Here is a 23475-nt window from a genome sequence, read left to right as displayed (position 1 = left end):
GGCAGTGTTATAATAGCGAAGGAACACCTCTTTGAGCTGCTGACGCAGGGAGGTAAGTCCGACTTCATGATATGTCAAGGTATCCCCAGATGAGCTAAACGACGATCAGGTTCTGGTAGAGGCGGCGAGCAAGGGAACGCGCGAATTTTGCATCAATGTTGTGGTAGGTCCAGGTCTTAGCGTCAGTATTTCTCGACGGAAGCAGGCCGCTCCGCAGGACAGTGGCTCGCTCATATAGAGCGGGAAGCCTGCACGCATATGGGACTACTAACTCCCGATATTCGGCGTTCCAGGATAAAATATCGTTCCTACGGCGGGCGAGTTCAAAGTAGATGATCTCGGCACGACCAGACTCGAATACGCGAGTGTCGTCGTAACGAAAGAAGAAACGCTGCTGCTTGTAGAAGTCGCATCGGAAAGAGTTACGTTCCCCTCTCCGCAGATCGGCAACCTCCATGAAGGGGTCTACTTTGTCCAGAGAAACACCCATCGGCCGAGGAAGTGGTCCTCCCGGCAGATCGGCGCATGGACTCAGGCGCATGATCGAACTTAGCCTAGGAAGGACTGATAGCAACACATCGCCCGCCATCGGAGCAAAGTTGATGCGGAGGATGTTCGCAATCTTCTCGATGTCTTCCTCGCGATGGAATCTAATCAAATGAAGCGCCGGCGCGTCTTGTCGCTTCACGGGTGGAAGAATTTCTAAGCAGCCTTGGAAAGCTCCAAGCTCGCTGTCGTTGCGCAGATTAGAAAGCCGACGGACAAGCCACCGTGGACGAGCTCCAGTGAGGAGCGCGTGCTTGCCCGCGGTTGGCAAAGTCGTGATCGCGGATGGCGCAACTTCCCAACGCCGTCGTCGCCAATCGATCTCGACGTAACCGAGCGCCTGCAACGAGGTCATTGCGGAAGTCCAATTTTCAGGAGGCCCGGCGTTTCCACCTAGCCAGCCGAGTGTCTGCTTGAATAATTCAAAGCCGCCTCTTTGCCGTTCACTTATCCAGTCGAGCAGCATGTCGAACTTCACGTTCATTCCGGCTGCCTCCCTGGTGGCTCCGCCGTTGCCGTGTCTCGCCATCGTGACCAGGTCGCGTAGTCCGCTGCTGCAACCTCGACAACGTCGACCATCTCCGCAACCTCTTTCCAGACGTCTGGCCCGACGCGAGGTAGACGTTTCGGAGCTACTCCTTCGCTGGTGTCGAACGCCGTCGAGGGTATTGCAGCCGCCCCGGAAGGGCCCCGGTGCACGTACCACTTGCTCGTGAAGGGAACCTGCCCTAGGCAGGGAGCGACGTCCGCGGCTGAGGAAGCTACATTCAAGTTCAGCGAACCAAGCCAGGCAGGAGACTCGGGGAAGATCTCGGCCGCCTCCCCCGGGTCGCCGACAAGGAAGTGCCGTCCTTGGGCAGACGTCGCGATCGAACTTGAGAGCGACTTGGTCGGTGCAGTGGGCAAGCCCTGAACAACTGCTCCCGTGATGGTCGGGGCCCCTCGGTCAGATTCGAGCACCTGAGCGCCCCGTTCGACCAGTTCGAAGATGGTCGGCCTGAGCGTCGGCCGAAGGGGGTGACCGAGGCCCGGCTGGAGATTGCTGCCAGTCTGAACATGATCTACCAGGGTGATGCTCATAGGACGTCCGTCGACGTTGATCTCGTGTGCACCTACCTGGAACTGAGCTTCGGCTAGCCGGTAACGGCTGTTCCTTGGTGCGGTATTCCACCGCTGGCCGTCGATGGCGAGGGCGGCAGTGCTCTGCCCCGTCTCTGCGTGAACGTCGGGTGGCCCGTCAACCAGATAGATCCTTCGCCTACGGTCGATCAGAAGCCCGCCCTCGACGGTGGCTAGCTGCCCGCCGCCAGGCACAAGCTGCGTCAGGCCCGTATCGAGGAGCGCCGAGCGCGTTGGCGTGTACTTGTACAACTTCCAGGGCTTTCCTCGGGATAGACGGTCCTTGAGTTCGAATGTCCCCAACCGTCCCATGGCAGCCTCAACCTTCGCTGAGCAGTCAGGATGTGCGATTACCAAGTTTTCGCTGTCCAACTCAGCGTGCTGGACCTCGCAGAACTGCCCAAGGTCGTCATTAAACGAGAGAACTACGCAATCACGGCAGGTACGGCGCAACACGACGTCAATCGTCTCGTTGTTCTCGAGTGTTACTGATGCCTGATGACCGCACGCGGCGAAGAAGTCTTGCACATGGATGGGGAGCGCACTGAAGGAACCCGCCTCCTCGAGTTTGATCACATCGCCGAGTACTGAGAGGACGCCGTGCTCCACATCAGGCGCCGCCTTCACTGCAGACCCAAAGCAACGTGAGTATTCGTCCCAAGTGAGCAACAGAGGCAGGGTCTTTACGCCGCACTCGTCGCGCTCAGCGCCGTCCCAGCGCAGCAGTTCCATCCGAAGGGTACCGTCGAGCTGCCTCGTCAGCCCTTTGGTACTCAGAACGTGCTTCAACCGCTTGGACACACTGTGGCCGCTCCTGACCCACGAGCGGAGCCTGTCCACGATCGGGAACTCGGCGGGTAGTGTCTCCCCGTACTCGAACCCTAGCTCGGTAAAGAACTGCGGCAGCCTCGCGCGGTCGCTTGATTGCATGATCGCCTGCGAGGTCGGCCACGCGATGTTGGAGTAGCCGTGGTCGTTCGATGCTGTAGGAAGGCCGTAGCTGCCATGTAGCTCTTGCCCAAGCCAATAGTTGAGCATGATCCACATAGACTGTGTGTCACTGTCGAAGTCCTCCGGACAGCCGGGAGGCATCTCAGGGAGGCCGAGCAGGTTCCGCAGTGTCTTGTAATACGACCTCGTCCCTGTGGTGGGGTCATTCCGCGTGACGCTGAGCACCGAGATCGCCAAGACAGTGAGGAAGGGCGGGTCACCGATATAGCCTCTCATCTTCCAGGCCACGGCCTGCTCGTGCCAATAGCTCGTCGGTCGCCTCGAGCGCACGTTCTGCCGGACAGTGTCGATGAGCGCCTGAGCAGCACCGGAGGGGGTGTCCATCTGATTCGCGCGCGCGATGTGGTCCAAGACCTGGTCGTCTATGCACAGGTATGCCGGACGTTGACTGAGGACAGGGTTGTAGAAGTACGCGCGAAGAGCGGTGTTCCATGCTCGCTCTGTGTAGTGCATGGATGCACCGTACGGCGTAACACAAGCCTTGCGCGAGCAGGTACACGAGACTGCAACCTTGCGGCAAGTCGTCAGCGTTCAAGAGGCGTCTGACGTCGATCGAATCGGCAGCCAAGAAGGCTGCAAGCTGATGAAACAGCTACCTCAGGTGGCTTTTTCCCCGCTATCCGTAGAACTCCGTGAATATCCGAGGAGAGCGCCGTTGGTCCGTTCAGGTGCCATGTCGTGGACTGTCGGAACTGCCGTCCGCTAAGTTGATCGCCTTACAACCGTCTGGAGTCAGCAAGGCCGTGTTAGATCCAAAAAGTCATCAGGGTGCCTTCGGTGAGGCATTCGTCCGGACTCTTGGAGTGGCAGCCGGCCTAACTGTTGCGAAGTCCGAACCCGATGTGACCGGCGACGACTTCACCTTCGGCTACCCTGGATCGCTTGGCGGAGTGTTTTTTCCAAAGATGGATGTGCAGGTCAAGTCCTGGTCTCGCCCCGCCGAGAAGCGGGGAGAGTGGTCGTACCGTATGACGGTCGATCACTTCAACAACCTCGCAGGCAGGAACTACTCGCTTCCTCGCTTCCTTGTGCTTGTCGTTGTTCCTCCCGATGCCCGCGACTACGTGCACGCCGAGCAGCAGGGCCTGCTTCTGCGGCACGCGGCTTACTGGGTTTCACTGCGCGAGGAAGAGAGAGTAGACACGTCGACAGCTGCGACCGTAGCCGTTTCTGTGCCGAAGGCCAATCTGCTGACTGTCGACGTACTATTGAAGCTACTCGGCGGACCGCTCTCGGACACTAGGAACAGCGCGTGACGGGCCAGATGGATGGTGATTTGAACAGGCCGCCAAGCCCAGGCGACGTTGCGCGGTATCTTGATCACGCAGACTGGCGACCCGGTGAACGTGCTGGCCAAGCCCTGGTCTGGAACCGAGAACTTCCCGGCGGCCAGGTCCAAGTGTTGGTGCCCACGTCGGCAGACCTTGGCGATTATGAGACGAGGATTCACGACGTCATACGAACTTTGGCGCTCGTCGAAGGCCGAAACGCCGATGACATCCGTCATGAGCTGCTCAACCCGTACCTGGACATACAGTTAATCCGCACTCGATCGTCGGGACCCGCAGGGACGATCTCACTGGAGCGCGGGCATCGAGCCGTGCAGGGCCTCCGGGATCTCTTCCTCAGCGTCGCGACAGGAACCTACCTAGGTGTCAACCCCGCAGTGCTTCCGTCGAATAGGCCCGCGGAAGCGAGGCGTTTTCTGGAAGTCGCGAGGTTTGGGCAAACTGGCACTGGTAGCTTTGTTTGGCGAGTCGAGACAGAGATCGCCGCTCCTCGAGATGTCGGCGACCTTAACGCAAGAACTGTTCTGATCGCACTTTACCGCTCGTCGGCTGCCGCATACTCCGCGGCAGAAGAATACATCAGAGAAGGAGATCTAACCTCATTCGAGGAGCGCGTACCAGACGGAGTTTCAGCGAATCTATGCGAGGCTCTCGGAACGATTGGAAACAGCGGGACAGGCTTCGACTTGAGCTTCACATGGTCTTGGTCTTTGCCCGTGTCGGAGCCAACCCCTGATCTAGCCTTTCAGCCAATCCATGTCAAGGCAGTAAAGGAGGCAGCAAAGCATCTTCGATCGTTAACTCCCCAAGTCATCGCAACATTCCGCGGCCGAGTGATCGAGCTGCTCAGAAGGTCACCTAGAGCCATCGGCACAGTGGTGGTCGAAGGTAGTTTTTTGGACTTCGCCGACGCCGCTAGCCAAATAGTCCGAGTCACACTTCATCTTACTGACGAGCTGTATCAGAGGGCACTCGAAGCACACCGCTCACAGTCAGAAGTAACAATTCGAGGCAGTGTACAAGTGTCTCCAAAATTGTACCGAATGATGGACTTGACTTCTTTCACAGTGCAGCCAAGAAAGTAATTTTCGGGCGCTGGGAACTGGCTTGACCCTGTCAGCGACTCGATACGACCTGTTTCTCGACCCAGCGAGTTCTATGACATACCGCTAGATACGAAAACGTTTGCGCGGTGCCATGCGAAATAGGTCTCTGAACTGGCGGTGTGGGCCACGCAAATTCGTCCATTTAGGTGAACGATGCGAGTTCGAAAGTGACCTTCAGACAGAGTATTCGCAGGCCGTGTCTGCACCAAGCCGTTCTCGTCGACGGTTATCCAGCCAGATTCATACAGGGTGTCGCAGCCGAACGAGCAGGCGAGCATCGCGACGTGACTCAAGTCGCGGCGTTCTTGATCTGTACAGACGGCACGCTTCTTGATATGCGCAGCGATGAGAAAGTCGATCGGGTACCGATCTCCGCAGAGCGCGCACTCGGCGAAAGCTGCGCCTCCGGCCAGGAGCTTGCGCAGCTTCTTCTGCTCTGTCCGGACTTTGACGCTGGTGACCGCGTCGAGTTCGCCGAAGTGAAGATCGCCCGTGACCTCGTCGCCGGTCGGCTCGCGCAGGATCACTTCCGCGGGCGGGCCGCCGAACCGTGCTCCGGGAAGCGTCGCCAACACCGCGCCCACAAACGCACTCCGGTGTCCCAGCTCGTCAACCGTCACCCGCACGGACCGGTGCTCAGCGAGCTTGTCCAAGCCCCTCTGCACCTCGCTGATCTCGACAGGCCTGCCGCCAGGAGAGCGTTCGGTCTGAACGCGCGCTACGTTCCCGTGCACTTCGAGCACGGTGTTCGGACTGCCTGTCGCGGTCAGGATCTCCACCCCGGTGAGAGCGTCGAGCAGCTCTTTCGCAGTCGGGAGTTCCCTGGAAGAAGCCAACTGGTCAACCGGCTCGGTACGCGGGTCGACGAGGTCTACGGCGAGCCGTGTCGCGTCTTCAAGGTTGTACCCCGGAACTTCGAGGCGAAGCCGGATGCGTTTGCGGTTGTTGCCTTCCTTTCGCGCACCGGGCGGCAACCCGACACGACCCTGCGCACTGGTGATCTCAAGCCTCAACTGCTCGACATCGGTCACCCCGGTAAGCTTCAACGGCCCCCTGACCAGGGTCCGCTCGTCTTCGGACAATCCCGAAACCCGCGCAGAAGCAACCAACGCAGACAGCAGAACTGCGTCCCGCTCACGCAGGCGCTCCAGCAGCAACCTCAACACGGGAACGTACTGGTCGTTACGTGGACGATCCGCTCCAGCAGTCCTCCCGCCGGCACTCTCCAGCACAAGACTCAAACGGCCCTCATCGACCTCAACGCCAAAGTCCGCGTTCAGTTCCACACCAAGAGCATTACGAAGTCGCACGTAACCAGCCTCGCACGAACCACCGACACTTTCCCTACCAGACCACTGGCGTGCGCTGCCGTCCTGCCTGGTGAAGCCCCTTTAATGACGTCCAGGCCGACAAGCCGCTCCCACGCCCTGAGCCTCATCTAGGCAGGTGGAGGCGTGTGGTTAGTTAGCAACTCGCCCCTCGGACACACGCATCAGCCCTACGGGGTGGGCGGATGGTCACATCGACCGTCCGCTCTTTTGCGCTACAGACCATCTCTCGCCGCCCCCGGCATCCCGATACGAAGCCGTGACGTCAGCTCAAGCCACGGCTTCCAGCCTTGACGCGGCCGTACGGCGATGCCCGAGCGACGCGGAGCCGAACGGGCCGATATGGACCGCATCACCACCCGGCTGGCCCAACCAAGCCTCGAAGCGCGCCCAGGGAACGGCCGCGTTTCAACTCGCCTGGCGGTCGTCGCGCGCCTTCTTGGTGAGTGACCTGCTGACGTAGACCAGTCCGCTGGTCAGGACCACGATGTCGTCGAAGTAGACCGGGTCGGGCAACAAGTCGAACGGGAACACCGTGTAGGCCAGGGAGACCCAGTAGGCGGCTTTGGTCGGCACCGGCACACCGGGCTGATGGACCTGGCGGTGCTTCCGCACCAGTTTGATCGCGAGGAACAGCGCGACCAGAACGAGGACGGCGACCACTACCACGGCCACAACGCCGAAAGTCGTCCACAGAGATTCCATGTGATCCTCTCATCGCCACAACTCAGTCGCCGCGAGACCGCCCGCGGTACGGATCCTGCCGCATTCCCCGGAACAGGTCACACCTGCGGAATGCCCGACCGGGCCGGGATTGTCGGTGCCGGATGTCATGATCTCCACGCTCGAGACCCCCTGAGCTGGGTGGGCAGCGTCGTCGTAAACCACGCTCCCGATCCTCGTCGGTCGCGGAGCCTGCCCTGCCCACCCGGTGACCTCACGTCGGGTGGATCAGGCGGCTTTCATAGGCGAAGATCACGGCCTGGATCCGGTCGCGGAGTTCGAGTTTCTGCAGGATCCGCCCCAGGTGCGACTTCACGGTCGCCTCCGCGAGGTACAGGGTCGCCGCGATCTCGGAGTTGGACAGACCGGCGCCCACCTGGACGAGCACCTCGTGCTCACGAGCGCTGAGCCGGCTCAGCCGCTCGTCGCGTCCGGTGCCGCCCTCGGGGATGTGCGGACGGAACTTCTCCAGCAGACGGCGGGTGATCCGCGGCGAGATCACCGCGTCGCCCACGGCAACATGGCGGATCGCGGTGAGCAGCTCCTCGGGCCTGGTGTTCTTCAGCAGGAAACCCGAGGCTCCCGCCTTGAGCCCGGCGAAGGCGTACTCGTCGAGGTCGAAGGTGGTGAGGATCAGCACTCGGGTCTCCGGGCAGCTCCTGACGACCTGCCGGGTCGCCTCGATCCCGTCGGTCCCGGGCATCCGGACGTCCATGAGCACTATGTCGGGACGCAGTTCCCGGGCGAGGCGGATGGCCTGGGCGCCGTCTTCGGCTTCGCCGACCGCCGCCATGTCGGGCTGGGCTTCCAGAACCGTGCTGAAGGCCAAGCGGAGCAGTGCTTCGTCGTCGGCGATCAGGACGCGGATCGTCACGCGGACACCGCCCCGGTGCCGGCGAGGAACAGGCGGGTGTGGACGCCCCAGCCACCGTCCGGAAGCGGCCCGGCCCGCAACGTTCCCCCGTAGGCGGCCGCGCGCTCTCGCATGCCGGTGATGCCGTGGCCGGGCCGGGTGGCGGCGAGGGCCGGCGGGAGGGGGCCAGTGTCGGTGACGTCCACGGTGACGGACTCGGTCGAGCACTCGATCCGGACCTTCGCCTGAGTACCGGCGGGGGTGTGCTTGAGAGTGTTGGTCAAGGCTTCCTGGACCAGGCGGTAGACGGTCAGTTCCGCGGTGGCGGGTACGTGGGCGTGACCGCCGTGGATGTCGATACGGGTCGGCAGTCCGGCGGCGCCCATCTGGTCGGCAAGAGCCGTCAGCTGGGCGATCCCGGGCAACGGGTGGCGCAGCGCGTCCGGTTCGCCGGCGCGCAGAACGCCCAGGGAACGCCGCATGTCGGTCAAGGCCTGCCTGCCTGTCTCGGAGATCTGGAGCATCGCGGTGGTCGCCTTGCCGGGCGACCGGTGCTGCGCGTAAACGGCGGCGTCGGTGAGCGCGACCATGACGGACAGGTTGTGGGTGACGATGTCGTGCATCTCCCGGGTGATCCGGGTCCGCTCTTCGGCGACGGCCACCCGCGCCTGCTGATCGTGGTCCCGCTCCAAACGCACGGCCCGTTCCTCGACGGCCGCGAGGTAGGCGCGGTGGATCCGCACGTGCACACCGAGGACGCCGACCGCGACGATCATCGCGGTGACCGCGACGAACGGGGTGAGGAACGCGCCGTCGGTGGTCCAGCGCAGACAAGCCAGCAGTCCCCCGACCTCCAGAACCGCCCCGGCGACCAAGGCGTCGCGCAGGTCCGCGCGCACGGCCACCGTGTACAGAGCCACCAGCAGGGCGATGTCCGCCGGTAGCTGGATGTCCAGCAGCCACTGGACCGCGGCCACGGCCGCCACGGTGGCGAACACCGTGCGCGGGGCCCGGTGCCGCCACACCAAGGGCAGCAGGAGAACGACGGTCAAGGTCACGGCCGTCGGCAATTCCCGCGGCGACCGGGTGGTCACGACGTTGAGCAGGAGCAGCGACGACAGCAGCGAACCCCACACCACAGGCGGCAGCAGGGAAGCCCGGCGCCAGGCGGATTTCCCCAGCCGCACCGGCCAGACGGCTGTTCTCGCGGAGCGCACCCGGCGATCGTAGGCCGAGGGCACCGCCACGCACATGAGCCCGGGGTCTGACCGCGTCGGGCCGGATTGCGACCTGAGGAGGAGTTCCCTTACCTCCCGCGGTCGCAACGGAGCCGTCGATCCGGCCTACTCGCTTGCCACTCCCGTCGCACGGCACGTGCTCCGGATTGCGCTCCCAGTCGCCCGTGCCGGCGACCCGGGAGCGATGTGGTCGTACCCACCCGGCGCCGACGATGGCCGGGTGACCGAGATCATCACGGGACTGGACCTGTCCCTCCTGGAAATCCTTGCCTTGCTTGGTGCCGTCGCGCTGGTGATGGCGCGCTGGCTTCCGCCCGCCGCCCGCTCACGTGCCACGATCACGGCGGGGGCGGTACTCGTGGCATCCGCGATCGCGCTCACCGCGACGGGGATCCGCTGGCAGATGCTGCCGGTACTGGCAGGCGCCGTCCTCGCGGCACCGTTCGCTTTCTCCCCCTTGCTACGACGTCGTACCGGCCGGCCGGTGCGACGGGCCCGCTGGTGGCTCGCGTTGCCGGGATCGATGGCCTGCGCCGGGCTGATCACCGCGGGCGCCGTGGCCGCCTTTGCCTTTCCCGTCCCCGTGTTCCCCGCCCCCACGGGGTCATTCGCGGTCGGCACCCGCGTGCTGCAGTGGACCGACTCGCTCCGCCCCGAGACCTTCACCGCCGATCCGCTCGACCGGCGCACTGTCGTGGTCCAGCTCTGGTACCCCGCGCAGGACAGCCCCACGGACACACCGCGGGCCCCGTACCTCGGACGCACGGGGGACGAAGCACGCACCGTCTCCGAAGCCCTCGCCCGCGCGACCGGCCTGCCGGGGTTCCTCTTGGACGACGTCACGCGTGCCCGCACCCATTCGGTCTTCGGTGCCCCGGTCGCCCGTGAAGGACGGTTCCCGATCGTGCTGTTCTCCCCCGGATCCAGCGGAGTTCGCACCCAGAACACCGCGTGGGCCGAGGAACTGGCAAGCCACGGCTACGTGGTCGCCGCCCTCGACCACCCGTACGATTCCGCCGCCGTCGTCCTCGCCGACGGGCGGACGATCGCCACCGAGACCGTCTCCAGCGGCGACCGAGGTAAGGACGAGGAACTCGCGGCCGACTGGACCGCCGTCCGGGCCGCAGACCTCAGCTTCGTGCTCTCCCGGCTGGCGGATCTGGACCGCGCAGACCCGCTGACCGGACGCCTGGACACCGGCAGGGTCGCCGCGGCCGGTCATTCCCTCGGTGGCGCCGCCGCCCTGCAGGCCGTCCGGCAGGACCGCCGGTTCACGGCCGTCATCGATCTGGACGGCTACCCGCACGGCCCGGTATCGCCCGCCCTTGACCGGCCGGCGCTCGCGTTCACCCAGGCCATCACCCCGGACACCGACCCGCGATACCTGCCGCGTCTCAGCGAGGTGCTCGAGCGCGGTAGCGCGACGAGCTACCGGCTCACCATTCCCGGCGCCGCCCACCTCACGTTCACGGACGGCCCCCTGTACCTGCCGCCGGTGTCGTCGATAGTCGGTTCCCTGGGCCGCACCGAAAGCTCACGCGTCGTCACCGCGGCCACTCTCGCCTTCCTGGACGCCGTTCTCCGAGGCACCTCCACAGACCTGCCCAGCGTGCTCGAAGCCTACGGCGATCTCAGCGTCCACCACCCGGACACCACCCGATGACGATGACGTACCTGACGTCGAATTCGTTCTCACGACACCCACCAGAGCGGTGGCGAGGACTGGAACAGAGCGTCAAGCGCCCGCGCCAGTCCCCCGCCCGGCTAATTCAGGAAGTCGCCGCGGAAGTCCTTGGCCCACTGGGCATAGGTGCGGCCCGGTCGGCCGGTGATCCTTTCGATGGTGTCGGTGATCGGTGCCGGGCGGTCGAGGTGACGGGCCCAGTCGTCGAGCAGGACGTCGGCCGGCGCGTACGGGCCCATGGCCGTTCGGGCTTGCTCCACGGGCAGTTCCTCGTACCGGAGCGGTCGGTCGAGCGCTTCGGCCAGGAGCGCGATCTGCTCCGCGTGGGTCAGGGATTGCGGGCCGGTGACCGGATAGGTCCGGCCGGCGTGGGCGTCGTCGGTGAGGGCCGCCACGGCGATGCCCGCGAAGTCGGCGGGGTGGATCGGTGCGCCGGCGGCCTGGGCGTACGGGCCTCGGACGACGTCGCCCGCCCGTACCTGCCCCGGCACGTCGAACGCCCACTGGATCGGGTTGGCGGCGGACAGTTCCAGACGCAGCATCGTCCACTCCAGACCGGAGTCGCGGAGCTGCTCCTCGATGTCGTGGTGGAAGGCGGCGACGGAGTGGGGCTGCTCGGTCACGGTGTCGTCCACCGAGCCTGAGGACTGGAAAACGATGCGCCGCACGCCGGCTTCCTTCGCGGCGGCCAGGAACACCGGTGCGAAGCCGGGTACGACGGCCAGCAGGAACACCGTTGACACGCCGCGCATCGCGATCGCCAGGGACTCGGGGTCGGCCAGGTCGCCGGCGACGATATCGGTGGTGGCCGGGAGGCCGGTGTTCTCCGGGTCGCGGGTCAGGGCGCGCACCGGATGGCCGGCGGCGGTGAGCTGGCCGACGATCTCACGGCCGACGGGGGCGGTGGCGGCGGTGACGAGGATCATGATGGTTCTCCTTCTGGTGAACGGGATCGGTGGGGTGGGGACGCGACACCTGGGCGGGTCGCGTCCCCCGCGGAAACTCGGGTCAGAGGCTGGAGAGGTCGATGGCGTCGGCCATCGCCTGCAAGCCGGCGTCGTTGGGGTGCAGCCGGTCGCCGGCGTCGAACTCGGCGCGCAGTGCGGCCGGGTCGGCGGGGTCGGCCAGGACGGCGGCGAAGTCCACCACCGCGTCGTACTCGCCGCCCGTGCGGATCCAGCGGTTGACCTCGCCGCGGGTCTGTTCGCCGCGCGGGCTGTCCAGCATCGAGCCCTTCATCGGGGTGACGGTGCCGCCGATGATCCTGACCCCGCGGTCGCGGGCGGCGCGGATCAGCTTCCGGTGCGCCTGGATCAGCTCGGCGCCGGTGACGTCCGGGGTGAAGCCGATGTCGTTGAGCGCCTGGGTGACGACGACGCTGCGCACGCCCGGCTGGTCGAGGACGTCGCGGCGGAACCGCGACAGCGCGCTGTCACCGCAGCAGTCGGAATCGGCGAGCACCCGGTTGCCCGCGATGCCCGCGTTGAGCACCGCCAGCGGCTTACGGGACGCGACAAGCCGTTCGGCCAACTGGTCGGGATAGCGGTTGTCGGCGTTCTTGGTGGCGCTGACGCCGTCGGTGATCGAGTCGCCGAACGTGACGACCGCGGACCGGGCCGGACCGCCTGCGATGTCCACACCGGACAGGTAGTACCAGGAGTGGCTCTCGGCGGTGTACGCCCTTCCGGTGGCGTCGAACCGGTGGTCGCCCTTGGTGCGGTACGTCGTCGCGGTCGCCGCCTCGTGGAAGGTCGCCGGTCCGGTGGGCGCGGCGAAGTACAGCGTGACCGCCAACCGGTCCAGCGCGGACGTGGGCAGCAGCGTCGCGTCGCTGACCGCCTCCGAGCCGACCGGGACCACTGTGGACTGAGAGCGGTCGAACCGCAGTGGACGAACTGTGCTCGGCTGGATCGACGCGCCGTCGCCCGCCCTGGCGACCGTGGCGCCCGCCAGACGCAGCGGCGACGTTCCGTAGCGGTTGGACAACCGGATACGCAACTGCGTGCCACCCCGGCTGATCCGTACGACTTGGCGGACCGACTCGTCGGCGAACCCGTCGAGCGACCAGTTCGCGCCCTGCCAGGTCGCGCCCATGGGGCGCTGCATCGAGGTGGTCCAGGTGCCGGTCCATCGGTCGGCGGGGGCCGCGGCGGCGGGTGGTGCGATGAGAGCCCCGGCGACGCCGGCGGCTGCGAGGACGAGGCTCAATCCCTTGGTTCCCATGCCGACAAATCTCGTTCAAGCACCCCCTCGGCCACATCAGGAGAACTGTCCTCATCGGCCGGCAGGACTCTTTACGCGCCCGTCGCCACCTCTTTAGATCACCACGGGTGGTGGCATCATGGCGCCAGTGAACGTGCATGGGGTCGGTCCGGCCCTCGTCGGACGCGACGCCGAACTGGCCGCGTTGGGTGAGGTTTACGAGGTCGCTGTCGCCGAGGGGGCGGCCGTCGCGATCGTGGCGGGCGAGGCGGGCATCGGGAAGTCCCGGCTGGTCGCCGAATTCACCGACCGGCTCGGAACCGTCGCCCGGACCGTGCGCGGCGAGTGCCTCGAACTCGGCGCGGACAGCCTGCCGTTCGCGCCGTTCACCGCGGTGGTGCGACGGCTGCGCCGCGAACTCGGCGGCGACTCGATCCGGGACCTGCTGCCCGCCGGCGGACTGAGCCTGGCGCGCTGGTTGCCCGAACTGGGCGAGCCTCCGGCCGATCAGGACCCGGCGCAGGGCCGGTCGAGGCTGTTCGACGAGGTGCTGACACTGCTGGAAAGCGCCGCGGCACGGCACGCGCTGGTGGTCGTGCTCGAAGACCTGCACTGGGCCGATTCCGGCAGCCGTGACCTGCTCGCCTACCTGGTGCGCAACCTGGAACAGCCGGGGCTGCTGCTGGTGGGCACCTACCGGCCGGGCGAGGTCGGCGGGGCTCACTTGCGTCCGCTGGTGCTCGACATCGCCCGCAGGCCGCGGGGCCTGCAGTTCGAGTTGGGCCCGCTGGACCGGGCACAGGTCGGCACGCAGCTGGCCGGGCTGCTCGGTCACGAGCCTGACCGCGCGCTGGTGGCCCGCGTGCACGAGCGCAGCGACGGCAACCCGCTGTTCGTGGAGGCGCTGGCCGACGACCCGGCGAACGTCACCCCGTCCTCGCTGCGGGACCTGCTCGCCGCGGTGACCGCGCGGCTGCCCGAGACCGGGCGGTCGGTGCTGCGCGCGGCGGCGGTCGTGGGTCACGAGGTCGGGCACGAACTGCTCGCGCTGGCCTGCCGGCTGCCTGACGAGGAGCTGGAACCGGCGCTGCGCGCGCTCGTCGACCGGCGGCTGCTGGTCGTGCGCGAGGACGGGTACGCCTTCCACCACGCGTTGCTCCGTGACGTCGTGTACGGCGACTTGCTGCCCGGCGAGCGGCGCAGGCTGCACGTCCGCTGCGCCCAAGCGATCCACGACGACCCGGCGCTGGTGCCCGAGGGGCGGAGCGCCGTCGAGCTGGCCGCGCACTGGAACGCCGCGGGCGACCACGCGCGGACCCTGGAAGCGTCCTGGCGGGCGGCGGCCGACGCGGGCCGCGCCTACGCCTACGAACAGCAGCTCCGGCTGCTCGACCGGGTTCTCGACCGCTGGGACACGGTTCCCGAGCCCGCCGCCCGCCTGGGCGTGTCCCGGGCCGTCGTGCTGGACCACGCCGCGAGGGCGTGCGTCAACACCGGCGACTTCGAACGGGGCGTCACGTTGGCGAGCAGGGCGTTGGACGAAGTCGACCCCGCGACCGACCCGCACCGGCCCGCCCGCGTACTGGCCACCCGCGGTCTGCTAAACCGCCGCGCCGGCCGCGACGGTGACGCGGACCTCCGCGCCGCATTGGCCATCATGCCCGCTGACGCGCCACCCGAACTGCGTGGCCAGACGCTGGCCATGCTCGCGGTCACCGTGGGGCTGCGTGACCCTGACGAGGGCGGGCGCTACGCGGGGAAGGCGCTGGACATCGGCCGCGAGCACGGGCTGCCCGTCGTCCAGGCCACCGCGCTGATCGCGTCCGCCAGGGTCGCGGCGGTGACGGGTGACGAGGATCGAGCGCTCGCCCTGTTCCGGGAAGCCGCCACGATCGCGGAGGTCACCTCCGACCACTACAACGCGCTCACCGCGCTGCTCGGCCAGGCGTACCTGCTCATGGGCGCCGGCGACTACGACTCGGCCGCCGTCGTCGCGGCGAAGGGCCGGGCGACGGCCCACCGGGTGGGACAGGCCCGGTCGCGAGGCGCCGCCCTCACGGGCGTCCTGGCCCAGGCGCTCTGGCTGCTCGGCCGGTGGGCGCAGGTGCGAGAGGTCGTCGAAGACGCGTTGACCGACGAACCGCCGGCCATGACGACCGCGGTGCTGACCACCCTGTCGGGCGAGGTGCTGTTGGCCCAGGGCGACCCGAACGCGGCGGCGGAGGTCGCGGCCGGTTCGCCCGCCGATCCGAACGGGCAGGGGACGCCGGTGTTCGCCGCCGCGTTCCGGTGCCGGCTCGCGGTCGCCCGGCGTGACCTCGAAGCGGCTGACCGGCTCCTGGCCGACGCCCTGGACGACCCGGGTCTGCTCGGACCTCTCGGCGACCCGTGGACGCTCCTGCGCGCGGGCACCCGGGTCCGGCGGGCTCTGCTCGACGCGGCAGGCCGCGACCAGCAGCGGCGCGAACTGGTCGAGCGGCGCACCGAACAGCTCCTGGACTTGGCGGCGCGGGTGACCGCCGACCGCCCGGTGCCGGCGGCGCACCTGGCCGCGTTCCACGCCGAGATCGCGCAGAACGATTCGCGGCTGTGGACCGCCGCGGTGGCGGCGTGGCGTGGCCGGTCCCAGCCCTACGAACTCGCCCAGGCGCTGTTCGGCATGGCCGAGTCGGCGCTGTCAGCGGGCGACCGCGCCGCCGCGCAGGACCCGCTGCGGGAAGCCGCGTCCCTCGCCGACGACCTCGGCGCCGGATACCTCCGTCGCGAGATCGACCTGCTCGCGACCCGCGGCCGCGTCGATCTAGCCTCGCCCGAACCCCCACCCACACCGCCGCCCGCGGATCCGTTCGGCCTGACCGCCCGGGAACTGGACGTGCTGCGTCTGCTGGCCGATGGGCTGACCAACAGCCAGATCGCCGCGTCACTGTTTATCTCCGCCAGTACAGCGGGTGTGCACGTCTCCCGGATCCTGACCAAACTCGGTGCCGGCCGCCGTACGGAGGCCGCCGCCATCGCCCACCGCACCGGCCTGCTCCGCCGCCTTGACGATTGAGGTGATCGCGGTCGCGCACGTCGTCGGACGGCCGCACCGTGGTGATTCGACGAAGTTCCGCAAACCAGGGTGAGCCTGACGGCGGCGGCGACCGGGATGAGGGGACTCGGTGGTCACCGGGACTGTCGTGCAGGGATAGGACGCGCCACCTTCGACTGACTCGCGGTTGTTCCCGACCTCTTGAATTCTGTGCGAGAGGCCGGGAACAACGGGTGTCAGCGGAGCCGGTAGGCGTGAATGAGGCTCTGGGTCGTGGTGTTCCCGTCGGCGTCGGCGGCTTTCGCGCGCAAGGAGACAGATCCGGCTGCCGGGTGGCGGAGCTCGACGTCGTACCGGCCGTTCTGTCCGCTCACCTTCGCGGGCCGCCAGGTGACTCCACCGTCGTAGGACGCGTCGACCTCCAGGCCAGTGATCGCGGCGGGACCGTCCTGCCGGGACACGGTGACCGGGATGGTGAAGGGGCGGCCGCCCGGCGCGCTGTTGGCCAGATCCACCGCCGGGATGTACCGCACCTCCAGCAGCGGCAGCGCTTGGCTCGGTCCCTGGACGTACCCGCTGCGGAAGGTCCATTCGGCGGAGACCTTGGTGGACAACGACGCCCAGGGTTCGTCGCGCTCCGCCTCGGCAGTCAGCCGGTAACCGGCTTCCTCGGCAGGTGCCACGAACACCGCGCGTCCGGGGGTCGCCTGGCTACCGAAAAGCCTGCCTTCGCGGTAGAGCGCGGTGCTGCCGCGGTCGCCCGGCGCGTCCAAGTCCGCAGTTCCGGTGTGCCCGGCGCCGTCGGAGAACAACGGGATGCTGATGTCGATCTCCTGCGCGGCCCGTCCGGCCCAGGGGCTGTCGGCCGGATAGGCGCGCTTGCCGCGGAAGCCGGGGCCGGTGACCGCACCGTTCCAGGCCAGCCGGTAGCTTTTGCCCGCCGCGAAGAGCTCCTCCCCGCGCAGATCACCGCCGACACTCGGCGTCTGGCTCACCAGCGTGTTGAGGAAGGCCCAAGTGCCCGGCGTGTAGTACTCCTGACGTTCCGCTTTCACGAGCCCCGGCGTTCCAAAGCCCAGCCGGGACGTTCCCAGACGTACTCCCGCCACCTGGTGGATCGCGTGCAGCTGAGGCGGGGACTCCGCCGAGTAGCCGTGGAAGGCCATGGTCACCGCCGCGAGCTCGGACTTGCGCACCGACTGCTCGAGTTGTGCCGGGATCCTCCCGGTGGCCGGAAAGGACAATTCATAGGCGTCCCGGATCTCCGGGCGGGCGATCACGGCCGCGGTGCCGCCACCGGTCCGGGCCAGCGCGGCGAACCGCTCGGCGTTCGCGCCGGTGATCTGGACAGTCGGCAATACCGGCGGCTCGGCGGTCTTGGCACCGGTCAGTTCTCTGGACGGTTTCGCGGCAGCCGCGATTCGACTGCCCGGCTGACCTTCAAGCTCCGTGCCCTGGCGCACCGTGTCGGCAGGGCGCAGCCATACGGCCACCATCGCACCACCATGTTCGCGCACCGTGCGGACTCGTTCGGCCAGAGTCTCCGGAGCGGTGTCCCACGGCAGCTGGAGCACCACCAGCCGGTCGCGCATCTCGACTCCGGCCAGATCTTCCTTGCGGCCCGCACCGCCGAATGCCAGCGTGGGCGTCCGCGACCCGACCGGCAGAGGTGCGCCGACCGCCACAGCACGGACCGGGAAGCGCTTCGGCTGTTCGCCGAACAAGTCCAGCCGCGGTTGTTCCAGACGATGGCTGGCGCCGAAGTAGAAGGTGGCCGACGAGGTGCCTCGCACGGTGCCGGCGAACATCTCCTGGAAACGCTGCTCGAACGGGAAGACCATCGACTGGGTCTCGTCGACGCCCAGACGCACCCCCATCTCGACCAGCGAACTGCCCCCGGTCACCTCTGGCTGATCGACGTTCGCGGTGACCTTCGCGGCCTGACGGGTGTCCAGGGTGACGGTGGTGTCGTGCTTCAGGTCGAGCTCAGGGTGGGCCATCGCGGCCATCGAGGGGTCAAGCCCAAGACGCGGCGTGATCAGACTGCCCACCAGCGCGTAACGGCCGACGGGCAACTGCAGAGTGGTCCCGGCGGGCACGTCATGGGCACGGCCGCCACCGCTGAGGCTGATCACGTCGAACGTCGCGCGAGAGTTCACGGTCGCCGGGGCACCGTTGCGGTCGATCATGCGCAGCGTCAACTCGCACATCGGCGCCGCCACCGCCTGTACGCCCGATATCGCCGGCAACCCCGATATCAGGGCCGTACTAAGCAGAACAGTTCGCTGGAAACGCGTGCTTACCCGATTTATCAACTACCTCTCGCTCGATGTGGACCATGTGTCTCGTATCCGCTCGCGGGCGGATACGAGTTCACGCGGTCGCGGCACATCGAGTCCCCCGTCACCGGCCGCGGGTCCTGCGGCTGATCACCCCGACCTGTTCCTCACTCTCCACGAACCCGCTTACCTGCGGACCGTCGAGAGCCGGATGACGTCCGCTGTCCGGCATGAGAGAGCGATGGCACCTGATGCGAGCAAGGTAATCCGATTGCTTGTGGGACGCCTGCGACACGATCATGGGCTGGTGTCTGGAGACGTGTGGCTGGAAGAGGTGAAGTCGGGGCTCCGCAGTGCTTTCGTCTGGCGCGGAGACCGCACGGACAGGCACTGTTATGCCGACGTGACGGAGTGGTGGCGTCGACCCGATCTGCTCGGGAGTCTGGGCCCCGCGCTGGCGCACCTGTTCGCCGACCAGCAACCCACTGTCGTCCTCGGACCGGAATCCCGTGGCTGCCTCCTGGGGCCGCTGGTCGCTCTGCGCTTCGACGTCGGGTTCGTCGAAGTTCGCAAAGAACAGGTGGCGTCCAGCGACAGTGATGCTTGGCTGCGGCGAACCACACCACCCGACTACAAAGACCGTCACCTCAACCTCGGCTTCCGCAAGCAACTGGTCAACGGCGGCGATCGCGTGCTGTTCGTCGATGACTGGATCGAAACCGGCAGCCAAGCCCACTGCGCCCACCTCCTCACCCAGGATGCCGAGGCCACCTGGCTCGGTGCCGCGACAGTGGTCGACGCGTTGACCAACAATCAGATTCGACGTCGCCTGAACGTTCGATCGTTGGTGCACATCAGAGAACTATGACCTCGCCGATCGCACGCTCTTCGGCATGAGCGGATGTCAGAGGCAAATTGCTCGACAGCGGTCCAAGGTGATGAGCACACTGCCACGGTGATCCGTTTTCATTTCCGTCTGAGGCCGCTGGCCGAGGTGGAGCCCTGGGGCGATCGCCGTCTGCACTGGTCCGCTTTGACCGACGGCTGGTACTGGATCGACGTGGACGGACACAAGCTGTTCCACCACCCGTCGAACACCGGTGCGGGGCAGCCCACTCCAGTCGACTACTACGTCGTCCGGCTGTGGGAAGACCTTCAGGAAGTGCTGCCGTCTCTGCTGGAACCGGTGCCCGCTGACCTCGTCGACCACCTGACCAGCGATCAGGATGCCTGGTGCGGGGCAGGCGCCGAGGACGCGGAGGCAGCTCTGGACTGGTACAGCAGCCACTTCATGTACACCAGTTACCTCGTGGCCTCGCCACGCATCGTGTGGTGGCGGTCGGTCACCGACCAGGACATGATCACCGTCGACTGGCGACACGCCGCCGAGCCCGGACTTGAATGCACTGTGCCGAGGCAAGGACGGGCAAGCGTCTCCACCGAGTTGTTCCTGCGCGCCGTGGAGGAGTTCGACCGAGAGCTGATCAATGCGATGGACCGGCGCATCACCACGATCGAGGCCCGCGGGCTGGCTCCAGACATCCGACTCGACCTCAAGCAGCTCCGCCACGAACACCAGCATCGTTCAGGATCCCTGGCCGCCACACTGCGGCGCGTACCTGCGACCGACTGGCCAGCCGTTCGCCAGGGCGTCGCGCGCATCTGCACGACGCGAACTCAGAAGCCGCCGCCCGTTGCCACAGACCTGGGTCAATAACTGCAATGTCGTAGCCGCTCATCAGCATGCCCTCTCGCCCGGTCGCTGCGCATCGACCGCCTCGCGGCCTGAGCGGACGGCCGGTTCCGGTCAGCCGTGACAATCGTTGGGTGGCATCCTGGAGGATTTTCTACGACTTGGGCTGTGCGTAAACAGGTGACTACGCTGTTGCGGGTCGAGCAGCTCGAACAGGGGTGGCTGTGACACGTCGGGAAGGTGAGGGCCGGCTGGTGGGCGGCCGGTACCGGTTGGTCGGTGAGCTGGGCTCTGGTGGGTTCGGCCGCGTCTGGCGGGCTCACGACGAGGTCCTGGACGTGGACGTGGCGGTCAAAGAGGTATTTCTGCCGCCATCGGCGTCGGAGGCTGAGCGTGCCGAACGGTCCATCCGCGCCGTGCGGGAGGCCCGCCACTCGGCCAAGCTGCGCGAGCACCCGAACGTCGTCGGCGTGCTCGACGTCCTGACCGTGGACGACACGCCGTGGATCGTCATGCAATTGGTGGCGGGCTGTTCGCTTCAGGAACGCCTGGCGGCGAGCGGTGCGGTACCGGTGAGCGAGGCCACCCGGATCGCCGTCGCCGTGCTGCGAGCCTTGGGGGCCGCAGAGCGGGCGGGAGTTACCCACCGTGACGTCAAGCCGGCCAACATCATGCTGGCGTCCGACGGGCAGGTGCTGCTGGCCGATTTCGGGATCGCCGTGCACAACGCCGACACGGCCCTCACCGCCACCGGCATGTTCATCGGGTCTCTGGAGTACACCGCCCCGGAGCGGGCGCACGGGCAAGCGGCGACTGCCGCCAGCGACCTGTTCTCCCTAGGGGCCACCCTGTATCAAGCGGTGGAGGGGGTGTCGCCGTTCCACCGCGACACTCCCACGGCCACGTTGAAGGCGCTGCTGTTCGACGAGCCCCCGGCTCCTCGGCGCGCCGGGCAGCTCGGGTCGCTGCTCATGAGCATGCTGCACAAGGAACCGGAACACCGGCCGACCGTCGCCGAGGCGCGGCGAGCCGCCGAAGGACTGGTCACCGCCGCCAGTGACCCGGAAGTCGAGTTCGTAGCGCCATATCCGCAGGACCTGCCGCCAGGACCCCGCAGCACGAAACGGACCCAGCGGCAGGCGGCGGAGCCGTACGCCACCCCTCGCGTGCGTGAACAGGCCGCAAGGTTCGGCATCGACCTGGCCACGGTGAAAGGCACCGGTGTCGGCGGCCGCATCCGAACGGGCGACGTCCTCGCCGTGGTCCGCACCATGCGGGGACCGGACGGTCGACTGCCCAAGCCGCGGCCTGTGCCGCCTTCGGAGAAGAGTCCGGACACGTCCCGGAAAGGTAGCTACGGGATCCTCGTCTGGATCGGCCTCATCGGCGTCTATGGGGCGATCTTCGGAAATTTCTGGACGTTCAACGCCCTTTTCGAGGACAAGCGCATGTCTTCTCTATTCGTGATCGCGGGGCCGATCGCGTTGATCGAGACGGTGGCGCTGGCCTCGACCTGCAGTTTCGCGTTACGCGAGGTGGCGAAAGAAGCCCGTGGTGGCTTGGGGGTGGCCAGTTTCGTCGCTGCCGGGTGCGGCTTCCTCGCCGGAGGTCTCGCCGCGTGCTTCGCCTGCGCAGGCTTCTTCCAGTTCTTCAGCCAGTTCGGAATGCGGCCCGAGGCCAGTGCGTGGGCCACTCTGGGCTGCATAGGAGTCTCGGTGATCGTGGCTTCTGTCGTCCTCACTCGGAAGAAAAACACTCCCATACAAGAACACAATTGAGCGCGCACGGCGTAGATCGCCTCCCGCACGACTTCGGTCACGCAACGACACCAGCTCGCGAGCGCCGATGTTTCAAGAATGTGACTGAGCGTTTCAGGTGGTCAGTTGAGCTTAGAGGTGGCCCCCGGCTCGTCCAGGGCGAGCCGCGATTCGTCCTCATTCCTTGCGCCCAGCGGCATGAGAGTGCATTGCAGCGTGGTCGCCTCGCATGAAATTCCGTTGGCTCCGAGGTCTGGCGCGTTCGGGTGAGTTGGCGCTCGTACCGCGACTGTCTCAGGGTTTGAGGTCGTCGGTCTTCGGCTCACCTGGGTGGGACGCTGCCAGCCGCTGGAACTCCTCTTCGGAGATCGGGAGCGTGGTGTACTCGAGCAGCAGGTTGCTGGTCGGCTGCCAGCCGTCCGGTGTCCACAGCTCGTATTCGAGTTCATACGGGTTCGGCAGGCGCTTGGCCAGGAAGAGGACATTGCCGAGATCGTGGATATCGTCCCCTCTGCGGAAGACTGCTCGGTAGTCGTGGGCGCGGCTGCGGAAGGCGCGCGATCTTCCCGTCATCGCAGCGACGTCGCGTGCGATGCGGAAGTGTCGCTCGCTGAACTCCACCACCCACCAGCCGGGCTCCAGCCGCCCGAGCACGTCGGTGTGCCGCCAGCCGAGGTCGTCGGGAGTCTCGTCGACCGATCCGGTGCGGCGAACGAGATCGTGGACGTAGTACCCGTTCTTGGTGGCGAGGCCGTGCCACACGTCGAAGTACCTTGCCCCAGCGATCTCTCGTCCGCGGATGGTCCGTTCCAGATCGTCGCGGCCGACCGGCAGCACGACCCTGTCGCGCGGCTCCTTCCCCCGCACCCACGCACCCTCTTGCAAGTAGGTCTCCCATTCGCCGTCGCCGCTTGAGGGGCAGCGGATCAGCGCGTGCGCGCGGCCGATATCCGCGACTTCGCTCAGTTTTTCGAACTCCGCGAAGTAGTGGTGACCGTCCACCTGTTCGGCTCGCCGCCGTGCCGCCAGCAGAGCGACGATGCCCGCAAGGCTGTCCCGCTCGAAGGGCGCCAGCGGCAACGCGTAGCGATGTTCCGGCAGCAACTCGTCGACCACGGCGTACGCGGAGCGCAGGTCGATCATGTCGGCCTCGTGCCGGAACACCGCGAAGCCGCCGCCTTCGAACCCGTCCCGCGGCTCATGCTTCGCAGGCGCGCGGTCGTCGGCCACTTGCCTGAGCCACTCCAGCTCTGCGGCGCTCACCTCGCGGTAGTCCTCATAGGAGTTCCGGTCGCCGGTTTCCGCCAAGCCGCGGCTTTGCGTCCACACACCGTGGCCGACGTACTTCTGCTCGTCGTGAGCGCCGATGCTGCGGTACAGGCCCTTGGCGTTGCCGATATCAGACATGCCGCGTTGGTTTTCGAACAACGCGAAGTAGCGGTAGTCGGCCAGATAGCGCTCGAACACGCGATCACCCCCCTCGGCGATCACCAGATCTTAGCGAGCCGACCGGGTATTCGGGACGCATACCGGACTCTCCACCCGGAGACACCGATCACGCGACTGCCTGCGGAGACGCCGAAACCCAAGCCAGCGTAAGTGCCCGCCGCAAGCGG

Annotated in this window: 16 protein-coding genes; 6 read left to right on the top strand and 10 right to left on the bottom strand. The window is 66.7% G+C overall.

The genetic code is table 11. The annotated features are described in order from the left end of the window. Positions 1-94 precede the first annotated feature (94 nt). Both ACFWMR_RS02645 and ACFWMR_RS02640 read right to left on the bottom strand, forming a co-directional pair. On the bottom strand, positions 95-1030 hold the full coding sequence (locus tag ACFWMR_RS02645; protein ID WP_378376449.1) for a hypothetical protein: 936 nt from the start codon (positions 1028-1030) through the stop codon (positions 95-97). After that, positions 1027-3129: a hypothetical protein gene (locus ACFWMR_RS02640; RefSeq protein ID WP_378376447.1), complete on the bottom strand. Its 2103-nt coding sequence runs from the start codon at positions 3127-3129 to the stop codon at positions 1027-1029. Before ACFWMR_RS02640 ends, ACFWMR_RS02645 begins: the two co-directional genes overlap by 4 nt. Before the next feature lie 179 nt (positions 3130-3308). Here ACFWMR_RS02640 and ACFWMR_RS02635 point away from each other — a divergent pair, with 179 nt between their 5' ends. Beyond that, positions 3309-3932, top strand: coding sequence for a DUF4365 domain-containing protein (locus ACFWMR_RS02635; RefSeq protein ID WP_378376445.1), 624 nt, complete (start codon positions 3309-3311; stop codon positions 3930-3932). A 1189-nt stretch (positions 3933-5121) separates the two neighbouring features. Here the strand turns inward: ACFWMR_RS02635 and ACFWMR_RS02630 are convergent. The 4 genes from ACFWMR_RS02630 to ACFWMR_RS02615 all read right to left on the bottom strand — a co-directional run bounded on the left by ACFWMR_RS02630 (position 5122) and on the right by ACFWMR_RS02615 (position 9192). Then, positions 5122-6357: a hypothetical protein gene (locus tag ACFWMR_RS02630; protein ID WP_378376444.1), complete on the bottom strand. Its 1236-nt coding sequence runs from the start codon at positions 6355-6357 to the stop codon at positions 5122-5124. A 450-nt stretch (positions 6358-6807) separates the two neighbouring features. After that, entirely contained in the window at positions 6808-7074 is a 267-nt protein-coding gene (locus ACFWMR_RS02625; RefSeq protein WP_378376443.1) for a YkvA family protein, read from the bottom strand. A 262-nt stretch (positions 7075-7336) separates the two neighbouring features. Continuing rightward, complete coding sequence (locus ACFWMR_RS02620; protein ID WP_378376442.1) at positions 7337-7996, bottom strand: response regulator transcription factor; 660 nt, start codon at positions 7994-7996, stop codon at positions 7337-7339. Then, the gene (locus ACFWMR_RS02615) at positions 7993-9192 is read right to left on the bottom strand and encodes a sensor histidine kinase (protein WP_378376441.1); all 1200 of its coding nucleotides are present in this window, start codon (positions 9190-9192) and stop codon (positions 7993-7995) included. The genes ACFWMR_RS02620 and ACFWMR_RS02615 overlap by 4 nt, the downstream gene beginning before the upstream one ends. A gap of 241 nt (positions 9193-9433) precedes the next feature. On the opposite strand from ACFWMR_RS02615, the gene ACFWMR_RS02610 reads away from it, so the two are divergent. Continuing rightward, positions 9434-10876: an alpha/beta hydrolase family protein gene (locus ACFWMR_RS02610; RefSeq protein ID WP_378376439.1), complete on the top strand. Its 1443-nt coding sequence runs from the start codon at positions 9434-9436 to the stop codon at positions 10874-10876. Between the two features lie 101 nt (positions 10877-10977). On the opposite strand, the gene ACFWMR_RS02605 is transcribed toward ACFWMR_RS02610, so the two are convergent. Together ACFWMR_RS02605 and ACFWMR_RS02600 are read right to left on the bottom strand one after the other, a co-directional pair. Further along, complete coding sequence (locus ACFWMR_RS02605) at positions 10978-11823, bottom strand: NAD(P)H-binding protein (RefSeq protein ID WP_378376437.1); 846 nt, start codon at positions 11821-11823, stop codon at positions 10978-10980. A gap of 82 nt (positions 11824-11905) precedes the next feature. After that, a complete protein-coding gene (locus ACFWMR_RS02600; protein WP_378376435.1) occupies positions 11906-13120 on the bottom strand; it encodes an SGNH/GDSL hydrolase family protein in 1215 nt (404 codons plus the stop codon). A 118-nt stretch (positions 13121-13238) separates the two neighbouring features. On the opposite strand from ACFWMR_RS02600, the gene ACFWMR_RS02595 reads away from it, so the two are divergent. Then, positions 13239-16151, top strand: a complete 2913-nt coding sequence (locus tag ACFWMR_RS02595; protein ID WP_378376433.1) for a helix-turn-helix transcriptional regulator — start codon at positions 13239-13241, stop codon at positions 16149-16151. A 215-nt stretch (positions 16152-16366) separates the two neighbouring features. Here ACFWMR_RS02595 and ACFWMR_RS02590 read toward each other — a convergent pair whose 3' ends face one another. After that, positions 16367-18340, bottom strand: coding sequence for a hypothetical protein (locus ACFWMR_RS02590; protein WP_378376431.1), 1974 nt, complete (start codon positions 18338-18340; stop codon positions 16367-16369). A 376-nt stretch (positions 18341-18716) separates the two neighbouring features. On the opposite strand from ACFWMR_RS02590, the gene ACFWMR_RS02585 reads away from it, so the two are divergent. The 3 genes from ACFWMR_RS02585 (at position 18717) to ACFWMR_RS02575 (ending at position 21880) form a co-directional block, all read left to right on the top strand. Then, positions 18717-19277 carry a phosphoribosyltransferase family protein gene (locus ACFWMR_RS02585; RefSeq protein ID WP_378376429.1) on the top strand — a complete coding sequence of 187 codons (561 nt, stop codon included), beginning with the start codon at positions 18717-18719 and terminating at the stop codon, positions 19275-19277. An 87-nt stretch (positions 19278-19364) separates the two neighbouring features. Continuing rightward, positions 19365-20126: a DUF5984 family protein gene (locus ACFWMR_RS02580; RefSeq protein ID WP_378376427.1), complete on the top strand. Its 762-nt coding sequence runs from the start codon at positions 19365-19367 to the stop codon at positions 20124-20126. A 194-nt stretch (positions 20127-20320) separates the two neighbouring features. Further along, positions 20321-21880 (top strand): serine/threonine-protein kinase, encoded by a 1560-nt coding sequence (locus tag ACFWMR_RS02575; protein ID WP_378376426.1) that lies wholly within the window; start codon positions 20321-20323, stop codon positions 21878-21880. Positions 21881-22153: 273 nt separating this feature from the next. On the opposite strand, the gene ACFWMR_RS02570 is transcribed toward ACFWMR_RS02575, so the two are convergent. Beyond that, positions 22154-23326 (bottom strand): hypothetical protein, encoded by a 1173-nt coding sequence (locus ACFWMR_RS02570; RefSeq protein WP_378376424.1) that lies wholly within the window; start codon positions 23324-23326, stop codon positions 22154-22156. Positions 23327-23475 lie beyond the last annotated feature (149 nt).

Origin of the sequence: Amycolatopsis thailandensis, from assembly GCF_042723255.1 — a bacterium.
GTDB classification, from domain to species: domain Bacteria; phylum Actinomycetota; class Actinomycetes; order Mycobacteriales; family Pseudonocardiaceae; genus Amycolatopsis; species Amycolatopsis thailandensis.
Note: the sequence above shows the minus strand (reverse complement) of the source record. Positions and strands in the feature narration are given on the sequence as shown.